General features: G+C 40.0%; 18 protein-coding genes. 4 read left to right on the top strand and 14 right to left on the bottom strand.

All coding sequences use genetic code 11. The features are described 5' to 3' along the window. Positions 1–57: 57 nt before the first annotated feature. From ACEQ81_RS11230 to ACEQ81_RS11195, 8 genes are read right to left on the bottom strand one after another with little or no spacing between them, the layout of a single operon-like run. Positions 58–555 carry a gluconokinase gene (locus tag ACEQ81_RS11230; RefSeq protein ID WP_411030983.1) on the bottom strand — a complete coding sequence of 166 codons (498 nt, stop codon included), beginning with the start codon at positions 553–555 and terminating at the stop codon, positions 58–60. After that, positions 556–1,470 carry a tRNA (adenosine(37)-N6)-dimethylallyltransferase MiaA gene (gene miaA, locus ACEQ81_RS11225; protein WP_411030982.1) on the bottom strand — a complete coding sequence of 305 codons (915 nt, stop codon included), beginning with the start codon at positions 1,468–1,470 and terminating at the stop codon, positions 556–558. It lies immediately after the preceding gene. Beyond that, positions 1,467–2,306 (bottom strand): ion transporter, encoded by an 840-nt coding sequence (locus tag ACEQ81_RS11220; RefSeq protein WP_411031047.1) that lies wholly within the window; start codon positions 2,304–2,306, stop codon positions 1,467–1,469. Before ACEQ81_RS11220 ends, miaA begins: the two co-directional genes overlap by 4 nt. 12 nt (positions 2,307–2,318) lie before the next feature. Further along, positions 2,319–3,680, bottom strand: coding sequence for an exonuclease domain-containing protein (locus tag ACEQ81_RS11215; protein ID WP_411030981.1), 1,362 nt, complete (start codon positions 3,678–3,680; stop codon positions 2,319–2,321). 19 nt (positions 3,681–3,699) lie between these two features. Then, positions 3,700–4,359, bottom strand: coding sequence for a YggS family pyridoxal phosphate-dependent enzyme (locus tag ACEQ81_RS11210; protein ID WP_411030980.1), 660 nt, complete (start codon positions 4,357–4,359; stop codon positions 3,700–3,702). A gap of 1 nt (position 4,360) precedes the next feature. After that, on the bottom strand, positions 4,361–5,596 hold the full coding sequence (locus ACEQ81_RS11205) for a DUF1015 domain-containing protein (RefSeq protein ID WP_411030979.1): 1,236 nt from the start codon (positions 5,594–5,596) through the stop codon (positions 4,361–4,363). A gap of 6 nt (positions 5,597–5,602) precedes the next feature. Beyond that, on the bottom strand, positions 5,603–6,490 hold the full coding sequence (locus ACEQ81_RS11200) for a 3-hydroxybutyryl-CoA dehydrogenase (protein WP_411030978.1): 888 nt from the start codon (positions 6,488–6,490) through the stop codon (positions 5,603–5,605). 4 nt (positions 6,491–6,494) lie between these two features. Then, on the bottom strand, positions 6,495–7,460 hold the full coding sequence (locus tag ACEQ81_RS11195; RefSeq protein WP_411030977.1) for a Gfo/Idh/MocA family protein: 966 nt from the start codon (positions 7,458–7,460) through the stop codon (positions 6,495–6,497). Between the two features lie 130 nt (positions 7,461–7,590). Here ACEQ81_RS11195 and ACEQ81_RS11190 point away from each other — a divergent pair, with 130 nt between their 5' ends. Further along, positions 7,591–8,232, top strand: a complete 642-nt coding sequence (locus ACEQ81_RS11190; RefSeq protein ID WP_411030976.1) for a protein-L-isoaspartate(D-aspartate) O-methyltransferase — start codon at positions 7,591–7,593, stop codon at positions 8,230–8,232. Between the two features lie 33 nt (positions 8,233–8,265). On the opposite strand, the gene smpB is transcribed toward ACEQ81_RS11190, so the two are convergent. Continuing rightward, the gene (gene smpB, locus ACEQ81_RS11185) at positions 8,266–8,727 is read right to left on the bottom strand and encodes an SsrA-binding protein SmpB (protein ID WP_411030975.1); all 462 of its coding nucleotides are present in this window, start codon (positions 8,725–8,727) and stop codon (positions 8,266–8,268) included. Between the two features lie 113 nt (positions 8,728–8,840). On the opposite strand from smpB, the gene ACEQ81_RS11180 reads away from it, so the two are divergent. Then, the gene (locus tag ACEQ81_RS11180; protein WP_411030974.1) at positions 8,841–9,596 is read left to right on the top strand and encodes a DUF6503 family protein; all 756 of its coding nucleotides are present in this window, start codon (positions 8,841–8,843) and stop codon (positions 9,594–9,596) included. Here ACEQ81_RS11180 and ACEQ81_RS11175 read toward each other — a convergent pair. Continuing rightward, positions 9,583–10,113 (bottom strand): SixA phosphatase family protein, encoded by a 531-nt coding sequence (locus ACEQ81_RS11175; RefSeq protein ID WP_411030973.1) that lies wholly within the window; start codon positions 10,111–10,113, stop codon positions 9,583–9,585. The two genes, ACEQ81_RS11180 and ACEQ81_RS11175, sit on opposite strands and share 14 nt — an antisense overlap. Before the next feature lie 98 nt (positions 10,114–10,211). Between ACEQ81_RS11175 and ACEQ81_RS11170 the strand changes: the two genes are divergently transcribed. After that, positions 10,212–11,801 (top strand): PorP/SprF family type IX secretion system membrane protein, encoded by a 1,590-nt coding sequence (locus tag ACEQ81_RS11170; protein WP_411030972.1) that lies wholly within the window; start codon positions 10,212–10,214, stop codon positions 11,799–11,801. A gap of 6 nt (positions 11,802–11,807) precedes the next feature. Here ACEQ81_RS11170 and ACEQ81_RS11165 read toward each other — a convergent pair whose 3' ends face one another. Further along, positions 11,808–12,404, bottom strand: a complete 597-nt coding sequence (locus ACEQ81_RS11165) for a TetR family transcriptional regulator C-terminal domain-containing protein (RefSeq protein WP_411031046.1) — start codon at positions 12,402–12,404, stop codon at positions 11,808–11,810. 123 nt (positions 12,405–12,527) lie between these two features. Beyond that, a complete protein-coding gene (clpB, locus tag ACEQ81_RS11160; protein ID WP_411031045.1) occupies positions 12,528–15,128 on the bottom strand; it encodes an ATP-dependent chaperone ClpB in 2,601 nt (866 codons plus the stop codon). Positions 15,129–15,336: 208 nt separating this feature from the next. Between clpB and ytxJ the strand changes: the two genes are divergently transcribed. Continuing rightward, entirely contained in the window at positions 15,337–15,732 is a 396-nt protein-coding gene (gene ytxJ, locus ACEQ81_RS11155) for a bacillithiol system redox-active protein YtxJ (RefSeq protein WP_411030971.1), read from the top strand. A 35-nt stretch (positions 15,733–15,767) separates the two neighbouring features. Here the strand turns inward: ytxJ and ACEQ81_RS11150 are convergent, their stop codons facing one another. Together ACEQ81_RS11150 and fahA are read right to left on the bottom strand one after the other, a co-directional pair. Further along, positions 15,768–16,955: a hypothetical protein gene (locus ACEQ81_RS11150; protein WP_411030970.1), complete on the bottom strand. Its 1,188-nt coding sequence runs from the start codon at positions 16,953–16,955 to the stop codon at positions 15,768–15,770. A gap of 122 nt (positions 16,956–17,077) precedes the next feature. Beyond that, positions 17,078–18,370 (bottom strand): fumarylacetoacetase, encoded by a 1,293-nt coding sequence (gene fahA / locus ACEQ81_RS11145; protein WP_411030969.1) that lies wholly within the window; start codon positions 18,368–18,370, stop codon positions 17,078–17,080. Positions 18,371–18,387 lie beyond the last annotated feature (17 nt).

Genomic DNA, 18,387 nt, shown 5'->3' with positions numbered 1-18,387 from the left:
CACCATATTTACGATATAAATTAACCATCTTGCCTAGGCGAGATGGTTTTTTGCTTTCTAAGCTGGTCTATTCAAAATATGGTCAACAATATCTTTTGGCGATAGGTTTATGGAAACGGTAGTGGCCATAAGTGGTGGCTCTAAGGTTTCAAATTGGGATCTAAGCAAATCAACGGGCATAAAATGACCTTCGCGTTGTTGTAACCTTGCTAGGATTTCATCGAAGGAACCCTTTAAATACACCCAATGAACGTGTTCTTCGATATGGGTGCTTAATAAAGCTCTATAACTTTCCTTTAGCGCAGAACAGGCAATCACCGCACCTTTTTCAATATGTTCATGGGCAAGTTTGTTCAATGTTACCAACCAATCATGGCGGTCGTCATCATTTAAAGGCTTCCCAGATTGCATTTTGATGATGTTTGATTTTGGATGGTAGTCATCGCCATCGAAAAAAGGAATAGTAAGCGCCTGCGCCAAACCTTTTCCAATGGTAGATTTTCCACAGCCCGATACACCCATTACGAAGAAAACGATACCTCTTTTATTTTTCATTTATAGATCTTTTATTTGCTGCTCTACTTTAGCGATAACATTGTTGGTAGGGCTGTTGTAATTTATCCAATGTATATGCTCGTTTTTCCGAAACCATGTCCCTTGTCGTTTGGCAAACCGACGCGTATTCTTCTTAATTTCTGAAATGGCAAAATCTAGGGTATACCCTCCGTCAATATAATTAAAAAGCTCTTTATAGCCTACGGTTTGCAGGGCGTTTAACCCGCGGTATTCCTTTAATGTATTTACTTCTTCCAAAAGACCGTTTTCAATCATTTGATCTACCCTTTGATTGATTCTGTCATAAACTATTTCCCTATCGGCCATTAACCCAAAGATTATGGAGGCAAACGGGCGGGATTTCTTCGTATTGGATAGAAAGGATGAATAAGGCTTCCCTGTGCCGATACAGACTTCTAGCGCCCGGATTAACCTGTGGGGGTTATCTACGTCCATTTTCTTGTACTGAACCTTATCAAGCTCCTTTAATTGCTTTTGGAGGGCTTCTAGACCTTCCGCTTCAAGTTTTTTGTTAAGATCCTGCCTAACCCTCGGATCTATATTGGGAAACTCATCCAATCCCTTCAAAACGGCATCAATATAGAGTCCACTACCGCCAACTAACAATACAACATCTTTCTTTTTGAAGAGCAACTCCAATTGGTCCATGGCATCCCTTTCAAAATCACCAACGGAATAGTCGTCCAAAATACTTTTGTGCTGAATAAAATGATGGGGAACTGCGTTCAATTCGTCCAAGGTGGGTACCGCGGTGCCAATGGACATTTCCTTGTAGAACTGTCTAGAATCGGCAGATAGGACTTCCGTTTTAAAATGTTGTGCCAGTTTAATTGCCAATGAGGTTTTACCAATGCCCGTAGGTCCAACCACCGAAATAAGTATTTTCTTTTTCATTGATGCTCGGATAGGTTATATCCGCATTTTCTGCAATATTCAGCATCTTCCCTATGTATTTGCGTTCCGCAGCTTTCGCAAAACCTGTCCGTATTCCTATTTCCTTCGTTCTTTTTTTTGGCGGAAGCGTATTCTGCGGAGACAATGCCAGTTGGTACGGCAATAATACCATAACCTATGATCATAATCACGGTTGCTATAAACTGCCCTAGAGCGGTTTCCGGAGAAATATCACCATAACCCACGGTAGTAAGGGTTACAATGGTCCAATATACGCTATGGGGAATACTGTTGAACCCATGTTCTGGCCCCTCTATCAAATACATAGTGGTACCCAAAAGGACAGAAATAATGACAAGGAAGAAGACAAAAACCATAATTTTTGTCCTGCTTGCACTCATGGCCCTGACCAAGTTATTGGATTCGCCCACAAAGCGTACCAATTTAAGGATCCTGAAAACCCGTAACAAGCGCAATGCCCTAAATGCGGTGAGATACTGAGATCCAACAAGGAAAAAAGATAAGTATTTTGGCACTGTGGAAAGAAAGTCAACAATGCCGAAAAAGCTGAAAATGTATTTACTTGGTTTTTTTATGCATACGATGCGTAGGATGTATTCAATTGAAAAAAGTACGGTCACTACCCACTCCGAAATGTCCAAAAACCTATGGTATTTAACATCGAATCTAGGGAGGCTCTCTAACATTACCACAATGATACTGTAGACTATAACGATCAATAGAATGATATCGAAAAGTTTTCCCGCACGGGTATGCGTACCATAGATAACTTCGTGGATCTTATGTCTCCAACCTTTATTTGTAGCTTCTTTTATCAAAACACGTTGTTAAAGCTGAATAATTTTTAAAACTTTTCTTTTTCTTAGGTAGGCCGATATCATATGATTAATGTTTAAACTTCCCTCCATAGGGGTAATCATTGTTTCTAAGATATGAATATTATTTATTTGATGGTTTAAATCATAGAACCCTAAACCGGTAAAGGTTCCATTTTTTATCAGGATAGCGCTTCTTTCCCCAATTTCCCTACCCTTATCGACCACCACAATATTCTTATTGCCAAGACCGTATTTTTCAATGGCCGCTTCCGCTCTTTTGTTGTACACGGTAACGTCTTCTTTGTTAATACATGCCCCGGTGCAATCTCCTTCGTTATACTTTGCACAATTTTTTTTTGCTTCCGATAGCCCATTCAATTTATCGCATAACCTAAATTCGGAATTGATTTTATAGAGTAGATTTTTAGCGGCATGTATACTCCCAAATGTGGTTACTAAGGAGGTAGAACCGTTTAAAGGACCTGCTTTTAATGTAATGTACCCTTGCTGATCCGTGATTTTATATAGCGCATGGGAAACCAATTTTTTTCTCCTTCGGGTGTTGTATTTGGGCTTATTTTTGGCCAATTCCTCATTTTCCTTAAGAATTGCCACCAGTTCGTTTCCCGTTTTTTCGAAGGTTACTTTTTTGGTCTCCTTCTGAATTTTTCTCGCTTGGTCCCCACTTTTTATGAAATGCTGATTTACCCTTTTTTTAATATTGCTGCTTTTACTCAGAAAAATAATTTCCCCATCCTTGTTGTACATATAAAAAATACCGGTTTCCGAAGGTAAGCTCTCAACAATGTCTAACTGCTTAGGAGAAAGTTCACCCAAGGTCTCCCTCCTAATAACACTTTTCATTATGGATTTATCCGTGTCCTTGGTCAATAGAAGTTTAAACAATTTTAGTGTGGCCAGAGCATCTCCATTGGCTCTATGACGGTCACTTACAGGTATGCCGAGAGATCGGACCAACTTACCTAAACTGTACGAATCTGCTTCTGGGATAAGGTTTTTGGAAAGATCAACGGTGCAGAGGGTTTTCCTTTCAAAATTATAACCCAAGCGTCGAAACTCTGTTCTTAAGATACGATAATCAAATTGGGCATTATGTGCCACTACGACCGTATCTTGGGTTATCTCAATAATTCTCTTGGCCACCTCATAAAATTTGGGTGCCGTGCGGAGCATCTTGTTATTTATTCCGGTAAGGTTAACCACAAAAGGCTGAATTTCCTTTTCAGGGTTTACTAGACTGATAAACTTATCTACTACCTTATGACCATCAAATCTGTGAATGGCAATTTCCGTTATACCTTCCTCATTGTATTTTCCTCCGGTGGTCTCTATATCGAGTATGGCGTACATTAAGCCTTTCTAGGTATTGTTAGTGATAGTTCCTTGCCCCAAATATACTACTTCCTATCCGCACCATGGTACTACCTTCCTCAATTGCGATTTGATAGTCTCCACTCATTCCCATAGATAAAATGGTAAGTTGCGGATGGTCTTCGGCAAAATTGTCGAATATCGATTTTAAATACCGGAATTCTTTACGTATCTGTTGCTTGTTGTCGGTAAAAGTGGCCATGCCCATAAACCCTAGCACGCGCACGTTGGTCAATTCTTTAAAAATGGGTGATTGTAGCAGTTCTGCGGCCTCTGTTTCATTTAATCCAAATTTGGTTTCTTCAGTGGCAATATGGATTTGTAGAAGACAATTTATTATCCTATTGTGTTTTTGGGCCTGTTTGTTTATTTCTATTAATAATTTTAGGCTATCCACACCATGAATTAAGGATACGTATTGCGCCATATACTTAACCTTATTACGCTGCACGTGCCCAATCATATGCCAGTCCACATCATTAGGCATCTCTCCCCATTTTTGGGTCATCTCCTGTATTTTGTTTTCGCCAAAAACCCGCTGCCCAGCTTCATGGGCCTCCAGCAGATCGGTAACGGGTTTGGTCTTGGAAACGGCAACCAAGGTTACGTGGGGAGGAATGGTTTTGCGAAGTTGTTGAAGCTGATTTTTTATGGACATATCAAAATTCGTAGATTGTTATACCACTTCTTAATTTAGGTTCTATATATGTGCTCTTAGGAGGCATCACCATACCTTCATCGGCAATGGCCTTAATTTCTTCAATGTCTATAGGAACCAGACTAAACCCAACCGCAAAGTTGCCTTTATCAATTTCATCTTTCATTTTAATGATGTTATGCTTACCATAACCGTAACGGATGCGTTTGTCATTGCGTAAATCTGCAATTCCCAAAACCGGTTCCAAAACGGTCTTAAATAATATTTGAGTGTCTAGCTGACTGAGGGCATCGGTGAATTGATATACTTTTTTTCTGAGGTATAAGGAGTAGAATTGGCCATCTAGATACATATTGAAATGGTGCTTTTTGGTAGGCTTATAAAGCATATTCCCTTTATTCTCTATCCTAAAGAACTTGTCTAGCTTTATAAGGAACTCCTCTTTTGAAAGTCCGTTGAGATCTTTCACCATTCTATTGAACTCATAGATCTTAATTTCCGTTTCTGGGATTAGATAGCTCATAAAGAAATTATAGGGCTCTTTTCCGTTATGATCAGGATTATTTTTCTTGGAATGTTGTGCCAGTAGATAGGAAGAAGCACTTCTGTGATGTCCGTCGGCTATGTAAAGCGATTCAATTTTTTGGAAAGCCGATTGAAGTCTTTTTATGGTTTCTTCTTTGGAAACAACCCATAAGTAATGGGTAACCTTGTCCGTAGTAGTAAATTCATACTCAGGATGTTTTTCGGTTTCCTCTTCTATAATTGTGCTTATTTCAGTATTATTGGGATAGGTCATTAAAACAGGCTCAGCATTGAACCCCACCGTATCAAGGTAGTCTGCAAAAAGCTGTTCTCTTTGCTGCAATGTATTTTCGTGTTTTTTTATTACATTATTTTCATAATCCACGGTGCTGGTACCGCAGAAAAGGCCACAGCAGCTGACATCGCCTTTTTGAACCTTATACAGGTAAAAACTGTCCTTGGCATCTTTCAAAAGGATATTGTCTTCCAGAAATTCCAGATACCGGTTGTGCACCAAACTAAATCTTTCCTTTCCCTTTACCTTTTTATCAAATTTAAAACCTGGGTTTATGATATGTAAGAAAGAAAAGGGATTATAACTAAGAGTTGCTTCCAACTCTTTTTTTGAGTATTCCTCGTACGATCTAGAAGCCACAAAAGGTACTTTATCCTTGGTTGGTCTAATTGCCTTAAAAGGTTGTATTATCGCCACAGGGTATTATTTAAATTGTGAGGCTATCACTTCAGCCTTTCTTGTGTTTGCGTAATCGTAGAAGCCTTCCCCGGATTTAACCCCCAGTTTGCCAGCGGCTACCATATTTACCAGAAGTGGGCAGGGTGCATATTTTGGATTTTTAAATCCATCATACATAACGTTTAGAATAAATAAACAAACGTCCAGACCAATAAAATCTGCCAATTGTAGTGGCCCCATAGGATGGGCCATACCCAGTTTCATTACCGTATCAATTTCCACCACTCCGGCAACGCCGGTATAAAGTGTTTCTATGGCTTCGTTAATCATTGGCATAAGTATTCTATTGGCCACAAATCCGGGATAGTCATTTACCTCCGTTGGGGTTTTGCCCAGTTTAACGGAAAGATCCATTATACTTTTGGTTACCTCATCCGAAGTACTGTACCCCCGTATTATTTCTACCAATTTCATAATAGGCACCGGGTTCATAAAGTGCATTCCAATTACCTTATCAGGTCTTTGGGTGACCGCTGCTATTTGTGTAATGGAAATGGAGGAGGTATTAGTGGCTAAAATAGTGTTGCTGGCAGAAATTTCATCGAGTTGTTTAAAAATATCGAGCTTTAATGTTAGGTTCTCCGTAGCGGCTTCCACGATAAGATCTACCCCTTCTGCGCCCTGAACCATTGATGTGTACCCGTTGATGCGTTCTAGGGTATTGGTTTTTTCCGCAGTTGTAAGCACCTCTTTTGCAACCATTCTATCCAAATTTTTAGTGATAGTGGCAAGGCCTTTATCTAGAGCGGTCTGGGAAATATCCACGAGGTTTACCTTAAAACCGTTCTGGGCAAAGACATGGGCAATACCATTTCCCATGGTTCCTGCGCCTATGACAGCTATTTGTTTCATGCTATTATTTTTTGAAAGATTCTATGATTTGTAGGGCTACTTTTAATGCGTTGGTCCCTTGTTGCAGACTTACTATTGGTTCTGAATCGTGGTTGATGGCATCCGCAAAAGTTTCCAATTCGTCCAAAATGGCATTATTGGTCTCAATACTGGGGTTCTCAAAGTAGATTTGTTTTTTTTCGCCTTCGGCATTCTGCAATATCATGTCGAAATCCCCGGGATTTTGCGGTGCGTCCTTCATTTTTACCACTTCTACTTTTTTCTCCAGGAAATCTACCGAAATATATGCGTCGCGCTGAAAGAATCGAGATTTTCTCATGTTCTTCAGCGAAATTCTACTGGCGGTAAGGTTGGCTACACATCCGTTTTCAAATTCGATTCTGGCATTGGCAATGTCCGGGGATTTACTAATGACCGAAACCCCACTTGCATTAATCTGTTTTACCTCGGAATTTACTACGCTCAAAATGGCATCGATATCATGGATCATTAAATCCAATACCACCGGAACGTCTGTTCCCCTAGGATTAAATTCTGCCAAACGATGGGTCTCTATGAACATGGGATCCTCAATCTTGTCTTTAACGGAACTGAAGGCTGGGTTAAATCGTTCTACATGTCCAACCTGTCCTTTTACGCTATACTTTCTTTCAAGCTCCAATAATTCCGTGGCCTCTTCCAGGGTGTTGGTAATGGGCTTTTCAATAAAAACGTGCTTCCCTTTTTCCATGGCCTTTTTTGCACAATCAAAATGTGAAAGGGTAGGGGTAACAATATCTACCACATCCACCGCATCCATAAGGGTGTTGATATTGTCATAAAAGGGGTATCCAAATTCTGCGGCTACTTTTTTGCCATTTATGGCATCTGGGTCATAAAAACCGAGGAGGGTGTATTTGTCCGATTCGTTAAGAAGCCTCAAATGGATTTTACCCAAATGACCTGCTCCTAAAACTCCAACTTTGAGCATAAATTTTGTTTTTTCAAAAATAGTGAGATTAATTTTAACGGGTTGCACTGTTTTGGACGTAAAATGTGATCGACCTTGTCCTTATTTTTTCGATTTGAATTATTTACCTTCGTAATCCAAAACCAAGCCATTGAAAGATACTTTAAAACATAAAGGCATGCGCAACAAGTTGGCCGACTCCCTTGTGGCCAAGGGAATCACTGACAAGAAGGCCATAAATGCCATTAGAACCATCCCCAGGCACCTGTTTTTGGACAGCGGTTTTGAAGATCATGCCTATCAGGACAAAGCTTTTCCAATTGGGGCCGAGCAGACAATTTCCCAACCTTATACGGTGGCTTTTCAAACGCAATTATTAGAGGTGGCACCAAACCATAAGGTTTTGGAAATAGGTACGGGAAGCGGTTACCAAACAGCAGTATTACTACACTTAAATGTGAAAGTTTATACCATTGAAAGGCAGCTACAGCTTTTTAAGAAAACAAAGCGGTTTTTTGAAAAGATGGGATACAGACCAAAAAAAACGGTTTTTGGCGATGGTTACAAGGGTATGCCCGAAGAAGCCCCGTTCGATGGTATTTTGGTTACCGCAGGAGCACCTCAGGTGCCTAAGGCCTTAATGGCTCAATTGAAAGTTGGGGGAAGATTGGTAATACCTGTAGGCGAAGACGATCAGATTATGACCTGCTATTTAAGGAAATCCGAGAAGGAGTTTGAAAAAAAAGAGTTCGGCTCTTTTCGTTTTGTACCCTTGTTGGAAGATAAAAACTAACCCTCCAGAAGTTATACCGTAAATTTCAAATCCCTAATTATTAAAGTTTTTCTTAATACGGTCTAGGTTTCGCTTATTGTCCCGATCCTTAATACTTTCACGCTTATCGTATAGTTTTTTACCCTTGGCAAGGGCTATCTTAACTTTGGCGAATCCGTTATCGTTTATAAACAAATTTAGGGGAACAATGGTAAGGCCGGTATTTTTCACTTCTTTCCCCAGCTTTTTTAGTTCGCCCTTATTCAATAACAATTTGCGTTCGGCCTTGGGTTTGTGGTTGTAATGACTACCGTGGGAGTATTCATCTATCTGCATGTTAATTACAAAAAGCTCTCCAAGATCATTAAATTCACAGAAGCTTTCGGTAATGGAAGCTTTACCTAGGCGAATAGATTTTATCTCGGTCCCCGAAAGCACTAATCCGGCCACATAGGTTTCCAAGAATTCGTATTCAAACTTGGCTTTTTTGTTCTTAATGTTGATGGTTTTCTGCATTGCAGGGCAAAAGTAGCAACAAAAATGGGATATGCAATTGAGGGAAATTATAATAATTATGTTGATCTTTGTAAAACCCGATAAAGCCATCGGGTTGTTTAAAGTATATGTTTATGAAAGTCTTGCTTACATTCACCTTTCTCGTTTTCCTAACTTCCTGTAAAGAAGTTACCAAGGAAAGACCTACTGCGCAAAAGCTGGTTGATGACGCCATAGCGGTTAGTGGAGGAGACCTCTATGAAAACAGTAATATTTCGTTTGCCTTTAGGGACCGTTTGTACCACTCCGTTCGTTACGGAAACGAAAAGGTCTTACAGCGAGAATTTGAAGTAGATTCCAACAAGGTTGTGGATATTAGGGAATCTAGAGCATTTTGCCGCTATGTAAACGACAGCTTGGTAATTGTACCAGACACTTTGGCCACTGCGTTTGGCAATTCTGTAAATTCCGTGCATTACTTTGCCAACTTACCTTTTGGACTGAATGAGCCTGCTGTAAAAAAAGAGTTTTTGGGAGAGGTAAAGGTAAAAGGAGCAGATTATTACAAGATTAAAGTAACATTTAGTGAAGAAGGAGGGGGCGACGATTTTGACGATACTTATGTATATTGGTTTAATAAGAACACGGCCAAACCAGATTATTTGGCATATGATTTTCATGTTAACGGAGGTGGTGTTCGGTTTAGGGAAGCATATAACGAAAGATATGTAAATGGAATACGTTTTGTTGACTACAAAAATTATAAACCTGAGGACAAAGATGCCTCCGTGTTATCCATAGATAGCCTATTTGATGCTGGGCAATTAAAACTGCTCTCAAAAATTGAACTGAACGACATTACTGTTCACAGAACGGCTAGTCAACCCTAATTTGTAGATCGGTGGTCTGATTTCCTACGATTTGTACAATGAACAAACTTGCATTGTCGGAATCGTCCAAGGCATTGTACTTTTCTATCCCTATCATTTTATTTACAAATTCTGGTGTGGAATGACTATGTCCTACTACCAGTACGTTATAGCCTTGGTTAACAGCTTTAAACTGTTCTATATCTATCTGATCGGGATCGTAATACTGTACGGTAATATCTTTTTTAACAGCTGCCGGTGCGGCGGTCATGGTAGTTCTTTCAAAATCAGTTGAATAAATGGCATCTAAAGGCACGTTGTCCAATACTTCTGCCCATTTCATGGCCCTGCCCAAACCGTCTTGGTTCAACTCAGGATCAACGTTGTCCGGGTTGCTTCTATCCTTTTCCGCATGTCTTATAAAAAAGAAGGTTGAGACTACGTTATCCCCAATTTCCTCAGGAACGGTTTTATCCTCTTTGCAACCGGTAAATACAGTCAACAAAAGAACAATGGAAAGAAACTTGGCGATTTTCATAACGGAATTGTTTGGCTTACGATTAATAATTCTTAAAATACGAACTAAATTTAAAGTAAAAAAGTATGTTTCACCACTAGTTTTTTGTTTTTTTGTATATGTTAAAACCCAATGCACTATTATTTTTTTTAACTCTTTTTGGTGTTTCGTATGCACAAGAAACGGAACTCCCCACTGATTTTAGGCAACACAATTTAACGGAGTTAAATGGGTCTTTTTTAACCCCTGTAAAGTCCTTGGATATAAACGGAGGCCATTCTATAGGTGTTTGGTCTAGATGGCAGTGGCAATCCATTGATGGAGATCCCACTACAGTATTTTTAAATTACAATGGTAGGTTAAATGCGGAATCGGCCATAGGAGTGGGTTTTTTTCAGCATAATACAGGTACTTTTTTAAATACTGGCGCGGTTATAAATTATGCATATTCCTTCGATCTCGGAAACAACATGGCCATAGCCGTAGGACTAAACTTGTTCGGATTTCAAAAAGAATTGGCCGATGATAATTTTAGGCCCAATCCGGATATTATATTACCAGAACTAGAAGTTTCCACAGATTTTATTGTTCAATTCGCCCCAGGCGTACGTTTCGTATCTAACGGTTTTAGCATTGGCTTTGCATCGGAAAATATTTTCAATTATAATTTTTCTACCAGTGAAAGTGATTCAAAAGGGGAAGACAAAATTTATTTGGCCATGACCAGTTATGACTTTCCACTGCTTCTGGGCAATTTGGATGATGTAGTCTTACGACCTACGGTTTATTTAAAGACCGTACCGAATCAGGATACCCAGTTTGGACTAAATACGTTGTTGTCCACATCCAAGTTTTGGGCACAGGCGGGTTATAATAGTTTTTATGGTATTTCTGGTGGTGCAGGAGCTAAACTTTTAAAAAGTTTGGCTTTGGGAGCCCTTATTGAATTTGGTGGTAATGACGATTTTGGAGATCAGGACCCCAGCTTTGAGCTTATAGCCGCTTATAATTTTGGACAGCAAGACACTAGAAAGAAAATAGTTGGATTTGATGTGGATGACGAAGAGGTAATAATTCCGGAGGAAGAGGTGGTAATATCGAAACCAAAAGAGGAAATTAAGGAGCCCATTAAGGAGATAGCACCCATTGTTGAGGACAAGACGCAAAAACCACAAAGAGAAACAAGGGCTCAGAGAAAGAAAAGGGAGCAAGATTCCATACAATACGCCCAAAAAATTAAGGCAGCTGCGGATGCTAGGAGGCTAGCGGAGCAAAGAAGGTTAGATTCCGTTGCGAAAGTACAACTGGCAGAAGCTGCAGCGGCCAAGAAACAGGCCGAACTCCAAAAAATAGCACAGCAAGAAAAAGAAGCCCTGGAAAAAGCGCAACAAGAAATTGCACAGCAAGAAGAGGCCGCAAGACCTAAGGCAAATGAAAGGTACGAGGAAGTGGCAACCGAAGACGGGCTATCTCCGGGCTATTATTTGATAGCTAACGTATTTGGCACAAAAAAATATTTCGATGGTTTTATGAAAACGCTGAGGGAAGCCGGTATGCAACCCGGATCTTTCTATCGCAGCGTAAACAAATATAATTATGTTTACCTGGGACGTTATAATACCATGCAAGAGGCCCGAAGGGCAAGGGACAGCAAGTTTTTTGGAAAGTACGAAGGAAAGACCTGGATTTTTAGAGTGGTAGGGGAGTAGGCAATACTATTTCTTTATTTCCTTGGTGATAAGTTGGTCTAGATAGGCAACTGTATTTAGTAAATATTTTCTGTCGCCCGTAATTGTGGCCATGGCTATTGCACCTTGCAGCATGGTGTATAATTGTTTGGCAAATTGCAAGGGTGTTACCGGTAGTCTAAGTTCGTTATTCTTAACGCCATCTTCCAATGTAAGCGCAATTTTGCCTTCTATGGTTTTAGCTGTTTCCTTGGCTGCTGCTGCCAACAAGGAATTATTGTGTTGCGCATCTACACCTACGTTTAGAATTGGACATCCTCCTATCTCTGCGGTAAAATCATCATAATGTTTATGAAAGCCTGTGAATGAGAAAAGTTTTTCCAAAGCCGTTCCCGGCACATTTAATCTGTTGTCGATTTCTGTAAGGAGTAAACGGCTATTGTATTCAAAAGCTTTTAATGCCAAGGCCTCTTTGTTCTCAAAATTTCCGTAAAGGGCTCCTTTGGTGAGCCCGGTAGCTTCTGTAAGATCGCTCATACTTGTGCCTACGTAACCATGTTTATTGAATATTGGCGCAACAGTCTCAATAATATAAGCGGTAGTTCTTTCGGCTTTGGTAGACATGGCGGTATATTTTATTACGAATATAAAAAAAACTATATACTGCATGGTATATATTTTGTAATAAAAAAAGCATCCCGGTCTTTATATTTGACCGGGATGCCTTTTCAATATCAATTATTCCTTTTAATTTACCAGTTCGTTCTGATTTCGGAATACCAACTCATCATCAAAAGCATCGATCAGCACAATGCTCTCTGCTTTAATTTTACCTTTTAACAGTTCTTTGGACAGACTGTTGAGCACTTCTTTTTGTATTACTCTTTTTATTGGTCGTGCTCCATATTGCGGGTCATAACCTCTATTTGCAAGATATTGCACCGCTTCTTCCGTGGCGTCCAATGATATATTTTGTTTAGCAACTCCTTTTTTGAGTTGATCTAACTGCAGCCTTACAATTTGTACAATGTCTTGCTCACTTAGGGGCGTAAACATGATAATATCATCGATACGGTTTAAAAACTCGGGTCGTATGGTTTTGCGCAACAATCCCAAAACATCTACTTTAGCCGCTTCCGTTGCACTATAAATGTCTTTGGTGTCTTCAAATTTCTCCTGAATAATATGGCTGCCCATATTACTTGTCATAATAATAATGGTATTTTTAAAATCGGCTACCCTGCCTTTATTGTCCGTTAGCCTTCCCTCATCCAACACTTGCAATAAAATATTGAAAGTATCTGGATGTGCTTTTTCAATTTCGTCCAAAAGAATTACAGAATAGGGCTTACGTCTAACGGCTTCGGTTAGCTGGCCTCCCTCATCATAACCAACATATCCGGGAGGTGCGCCTATCAATCTACTAACGGCATGGCGTTCCTGATATTCGCTCATATCTATCCGGGTGATGGCATTTTCGTCAGCAAATAGATAAGCCGCCAAGGTTTTTGCCAATTCTGTTTTACCTACACCTGTGGTCCCAAGAAATAAGAAGGAACCAATTGGGCGTTTTGCATCCTGCAATCCGGCCTTACTTCTCCTTATAGCATCTGACACGGCTTCTATGGCCTCGTTTTGTCCAATGACACGTTTGTGAAGCTCTTCTTCCAATTTCAGTAATTTGTCCAGTTCGCTCTGCAGCATTTTAGTTACCGGTATACCAGTCCATTTTGCAACCACTTCAGCAATGTCTTCATTGGTAACTTCCTCCTTAATTAAAGTGCCCGCTTCTTGTTGTACTTGCAGTTCTTTTTGTAGGGTTTCCAATTTTTCTTGGGCCTCCTTAATTTTACCGTAGCGTATTTCGGCAACTTTGCCGTAATCACCGTTTCTTTCGGCACGTTCGGCTTCCACTTTGTAATTTTCAATATCTTGTTTGGTCTTTTGAATATTGTCCACTACGATTTTTTCGCTCTCCCATTTTGCGAAAACTTCATTACGTTCTTCCTTCAAGTTGGCCAAATCTATGTTCAAGGTTTTAAGCTTTGTGCTGTCGTTCTCTCGTTTAATGGCTTCAATCTCAATTTCCAATTGCATTATTTTACGATCTAGCGCATCTAGTTCTTCTGGTTTGGAGTTTATTTCCATCCTTAATTTAGAAGCGGCCTCATCCATAAGATCAATAGCTTTGTCCGGTAAAAATCTATTGGTTATATACCTTTGGGAGAGTTCTACGGCCGCAATAACGGCCTCGTCCTTAATTCTTACCTTATGGTGCGCCTCGTACTTTTCCTTTATACCTCTTAGTATGGAAATGGCACTTTCGGTATCGGGTTCGTCCACGACTACCTTTTGAAATCTTCGCTCTAGGGCTTTGTCTTGCTCAAAATACTTTTGGTACTCATCAAGGGTGGTTGCACCAATGGCCCTTAGCTCTCCACGTGCCAAGGCCGGCTTAAGGATATTTGCAGCATCCATGGCACCTTGGCCGCCTCCGGCACCTACCAAAGTGTGAATTTCATCTATAAATAATACTATGTTTCCGTCAGATGTGGTTACTTCTTTGATTACTGCTTTTAGGCGCTCTTCAAATTCGCCCTTATACTTGGCACCGGCAATTAGGGCACCCATATCTAGGGAGTAGATAACTTTGTCCTTCAAATTTTCTGGAATGTCACCTTGAATTATCCTATGTGCCAAACCTTCTGCTATTGCTGTTTTTCCTACCCCTGGCTCACCAACCAGCATGGGATTGTTTTTTGTTCTACGAGAAAGTATCTGTAGGATTCTTCTAATTTCATCATCGCGCCCAATAACCGGATCCAATTTGCCATCGTCTACTAGTTGGTTAAGATTTCTGGCATACTTGTTTAGGGAATTGTACGTGTCTTCGGCGCTTTGGGAAGTAACCTGACCTCCTTTTCGCAATTCCGAAATTGCGGTTTTAAGATCCTTTTCGGTAACTCCCTGATCTTTTAATATCTGTGCAATTTTCCCTTTGGATCTAAATACCGCTAGTATCAGGTGTTCTATGGAAACAAATTCGTCTTCCATTTTTTTGGCGACGAGGGTGGCCTCTGTAAGGGTTTTGCCGGCTTCACGAGACAACATAATATCTGCTCCGGAAACTTTGGGAAAACGTTCGAGTTCCTTTTCCAAGATCTGCATAACCATACCGCTATTAACGTTCAGTTTTTTTAGAATAAAGGGCAATACATTCTCGTCTACCAAGGAAATAGCCTTAAAGAGATGTTCGTTTTCTATTTGCTGATGCTCCAGGCTCTGGGCAAGCTCTTGTGCTTGCTGTATGGCCTCTTGCGATTTTATAGTGAAATTATTGAAGTTCATATATGTTTTATTTTCCATTGCTGTTTACTTTTGCATAGTATAGGTCAACAATCTTACCAACGCTTTGAAGCGGACAAAATGTCGGGTTATCGCAAGAATAATCGGACATTTAGACAGTTTGTAAGTATGCGGTTCTAGTACGACTTATCATGCAAACAGATTGTGCATGGCTTATCTGTTTAAAGAAATATTTTAATACAAGGAGATTATGGGATTATTGGACACATTGTTCGGAAAGAAGGACACAAACAAGGAAAAGGAAGAAAAGGCATTGCCTTGGATTCCACTTACATCTGTTTCTCAGTTAGAAGAGATCGAAGAAAAATCCAAAACCAAAACACAGGTAATCTTTAAGCATTCCACAAGCTGTGGTATTAGCAGAATGGTCATTAATATGTTTGTAGAAAGCTACGGTTTTACAGAAGCACAGTTAGATCTTTATTATTTGGATTTACATGCCTTTAGGGAAGTTTCCAATGAAACTGGCTATAAATTTCAGGTGATGCACCAATCTCCACAATTATTGGTAATAAAGAATGGGGTAGCCGTAGCACATTCGTCCCACGGGGCAATTACCGAAATTAACTTGGAAGACTACTTATAAAAAAAGCCCCGGATAATGGGGCTTTTATATTTTTCTTAGTTAAACTTGTGGCGGGTAATAATTCCTTTTAACCTGGCCTTTAAATCTTCACCGGCATCGTACACCATTTGTTCATTGGAAGGGAAAGGAACGGCCCTAAGGTTCAAAAGTCCAACAAGGTCGTTGTCCAAAGCCCTCTTGTCCCCATCATAATTGGCATAAATATGCTCAAAGACAAACTCACTGGCCAAGGGGTAAGAGTTTAATTGTTGTTTTGTACGAAGGTCCGTAAAACTTACGTTACCTACCACCTGTGCAGATTTAAATTGTGTAAACTGATAGAAATCGCATCTTACGGTTCTAAATTTATCAACCTTTATTTTGTTACCAAGACTATCCTTCACAATATTTCCATTGGTATCTACGGCATATCTATAACCGTCCTTTATCTGTTTCTCCTTAATAATCTGCTTTTCACTGACTTGTTCCGGAGAAATTTGTATATCTCTAAAGGCCACCTGCATTTGATAATCATATTTTAGATTATTTATTGGGGTAGTGTGGTATTCGGTCCATAGGTCGTTAAGACCATAGGCATTAAAGTTTAGCAACTCTTCCTCTAACCTTTCGGGAACAATTTGTTCGGTATCGTTGATAACCTTTACCGCTACATAATCTAAGCCCTTGGCATAGGCCTCTTCTATTTTTTGTTTAGTGTCATCAAATCCTGGATTAATCTGATCCAAGTACGTGAAATCCTCATACGCCTTTCTAAAATCGCGCTTGTTCGTAGCGTTTTCCAATAAGTCCGAAGCATTGTCGTACAGGTATTCGGAAAGTTGATCTTTGGCATCTAGCAGGTTGTCCTCATAGTCTTTGAAGGAGAATCTGGCTTCCCTGTTCTCATCATAAATCCGTAAAGGTAAAAGCGGCTTTATGCGTTCTTGAATAGATCTAAGATGGGTATAACTTTTATAAATAGTTTCATAATGTGCAGGATTTTCATCTTTTTCCAAAAAAGAAATTTGCTGCAGCTCTCGTTCCATATTCTTGGCGAACGCTTCTTCTAAAAGTAAGATGTAGGGCTGATTGCTTTTTTTGGTTTTGTTGTCCGCTAAATTCTTCAGCGCCTTACCAATGGCGGCCGAATAGTTGCCTGTATTTAGCGCTTCCTGAGTTTTCTTAACTCCTCCACAGGAAATTAAAAAAACAAAAAGGATACCATAGAGTAGTGCTTTTTTCATGATGTTAGATTTTAAGGTTCAATATGGTCAGTTCCAATAGCTGTGCCAATTTCGTTCTAACACATAACGAAAAACGATGAAATATCGTATAATATCGATGAAAAACACTTTTAGGCCTTTTTTTACCGCTTTGTCTTTGATTTATACACCGGCAGTAATTTGGAAGTAACATCTCCAAAACCTAGTCTGATTTGGTCATTTTTACAATACCCTCTTATGGTTACGGTATCATTGTCTTGAATGGATGTTCTTGTTTCCCCATTGTTTAAGGGCACAGGTTTGGTCCCCTGCCAAGCAAGTTCTAACATGGATCCATAAGAATCTGGAGTAGGGCCAGAGATTGTACCGCTGCCCATCATATCCCCGCTATTTACTTTGCATCCGTTTACGGTATGATGTGATAATTGTTGTGCCATGGTCCAATACATATATTTAAAGTTAGACCGCGTAACCGTCGTGGGTGCCTCACCTTCCGGGGCAAGGTCTACCTCCAAGTGTATGTCAAAACTATGATCTCCATTTTGCAACAAATAGGGTAGCGGTTGTGGGTCTTGTGCAGGACTGGGCACCCTAAAAGGTTCCAATGCGTCCAAGGTGACTATCCAAGGTGAAATAGAGGATGCAAAATTCTTTGCCAAAAAGGGTCCTAAGGGCACGTATTCCCACTTTTGAATGTCCCTGGCGCTCCAATCGTTAAAAAGTACCATGCCAAAAATGTAGTCTTCTGCCTCACTTACAGCAATAGGTTCCCCTAAAACATTGGCATCTGTGGTAATAAAGGCGGTCTCCAATTCAAAATCTACCAATTTAGAGGGGCCAAAAATGGGTTTTTTTTCGTTTGCTGGCAGTGTTTGCCCCATAGGCCTATATACTGGTGTGCCAGAAGGTACTATGGTAGAACTTCTACCATGATAGCCAACAGGTATATGCAACCAATTGGGCATTAAGGCATTTTTTGGATCGCGGAACATAGTGCCAATATTGGTGGCATGTTCCTTACTGGAATAGAAATCCGTGTAATCACCTATATGGACAGGCAGTTGCATCTCAATTTCATCCATAGTAAAAAGAACAATTTTTTTATGCTCCTCATTGTCTTGTAAGGCAGGGTTGTCCTTTTTAAAAATTTCACTTATTCTGTTACGTACCGCTCGCCATGTTTTCTTACCGTCGGAGATAAAATCGTTTAGGGTATCCTGTAAAAAGATATCATCGGTAAGCGGAATGCCCTCAAAATATCCCAATTGATGCAAGGCCCCCAAATCTATGGCGTAGTCTCCAATCCTTGTTCCAATGGTAACAATATCGTCCCTGGTCAAAAAAACCCCGAAAGGGATATTTTGTATTGGAAAATCAGAGTTTGGGGCTACATCTAGCCATGTTTTTCTAGCAGGATCATTAGTTTTTATAGGCATATGGCAATTGTTAATTT

Origin of the sequence: Spongiimicrobium sp. 3-5, from assembly GCF_046557915.1 — a bacterium.
Taxonomy (GTDB): Bacteria; Bacteroidota; Bacteroidia; order Flavobacteriales; family Flavobacteriaceae; genus JBHEBG01.
Note: the sequence above shows the minus strand (reverse complement) of the source record. Positions and strands in the feature narration are given on the sequence as shown.

Coding starts and splice junctions, on each gene's coding strand:
- ACEQ81_RS11180 (WP_411030974.1), top strand. CDS start 8,841: ATGAAAGTCTTGCTTACATTCACCTTTCTCGTTTTCCTAACTTCCTGT.
- ACEQ81_RS11195 (WP_411030977.1), bottom strand. CDS start 7,460: ATGCTCAAAGTTGGAGTTTTAGGAGCAGGTCATTTGGGTAAAATCCAT.
- ACEQ81_RS11150 (WP_411030970.1), bottom strand. CDS start 16,955: ATGAAAAAAGCACTACTCTATGGTATCCTTTTTGTTTTTTTAATTTCC.
- ACEQ81_RS11230 (WP_411030983.1), bottom strand. CDS start 555: ATGAAAAATAAAAGAGGTATCGTTTTCTTCGTAATGGGTGTATCGGGC.
- ACEQ81_RS11200 (WP_411030978.1), bottom strand. CDS start 6,490: ATGAAACAAATAGCTGTCATAGGCGCAGGAACCATGGGAAATGGTATT.
- ACEQ81_RS11175 (WP_411030973.1), bottom strand. CDS start 10,113: ATGAAAATCGCCAAGTTTCTTTCCATTGTTCTTTTGTTGACTGTATTT.
- clpB (WP_411031045.1), bottom strand. CDS start 15,128: ATGAACTTCAATAATTTCACTATAAAATCGCAAGAGGCCATACAGCAA.
- miaA (WP_411030982.1), bottom strand. CDS start 1,470: ATGAAAAAGAAAATACTTATTTCGGTGGTTGGACCTACGGGCATTGGT.
- ACEQ81_RS11210 (WP_411030980.1), bottom strand. CDS start 4,359: ATGTCCATAAAAAATCAGCTTCAACAACTTCGCAAAACCATTCCTCCC.
- ACEQ81_RS11215 (WP_411030981.1), bottom strand. CDS start 3,680: ATGTACGCCATACTCGATATAGAGACCACCGGAGGAAAATACAATGAG.
- ytxJ (WP_411030971.1), top strand. CDS start 15,337: ATGGGATTATTGGACACATTGTTCGGAAAGAAGGACACAAACAAGGAA.
- smpB (WP_411030975.1), bottom strand. CDS start 8,727: ATGCAGAAAACCATCAACATTAAGAACAAAAAAGCCAAGTTTGAATAC.
- fahA (WP_411030969.1), bottom strand. CDS start 18,370: ATGCCTATAAAAACTAATGATCCTGCTAGAAAAACATGGCTAGATGTA.
- ACEQ81_RS11170 (WP_411030972.1), top strand. CDS start 10,212: ATGTTAAAACCCAATGCACTATTATTTTTTTTAACTCTTTTTGGTGTT.
- ACEQ81_RS11165 (WP_411031046.1), bottom strand. CDS start 12,404: ATGTCTACCAAAGCCGAAAGAACTACCGCTTATATTATTGAGACTGTT.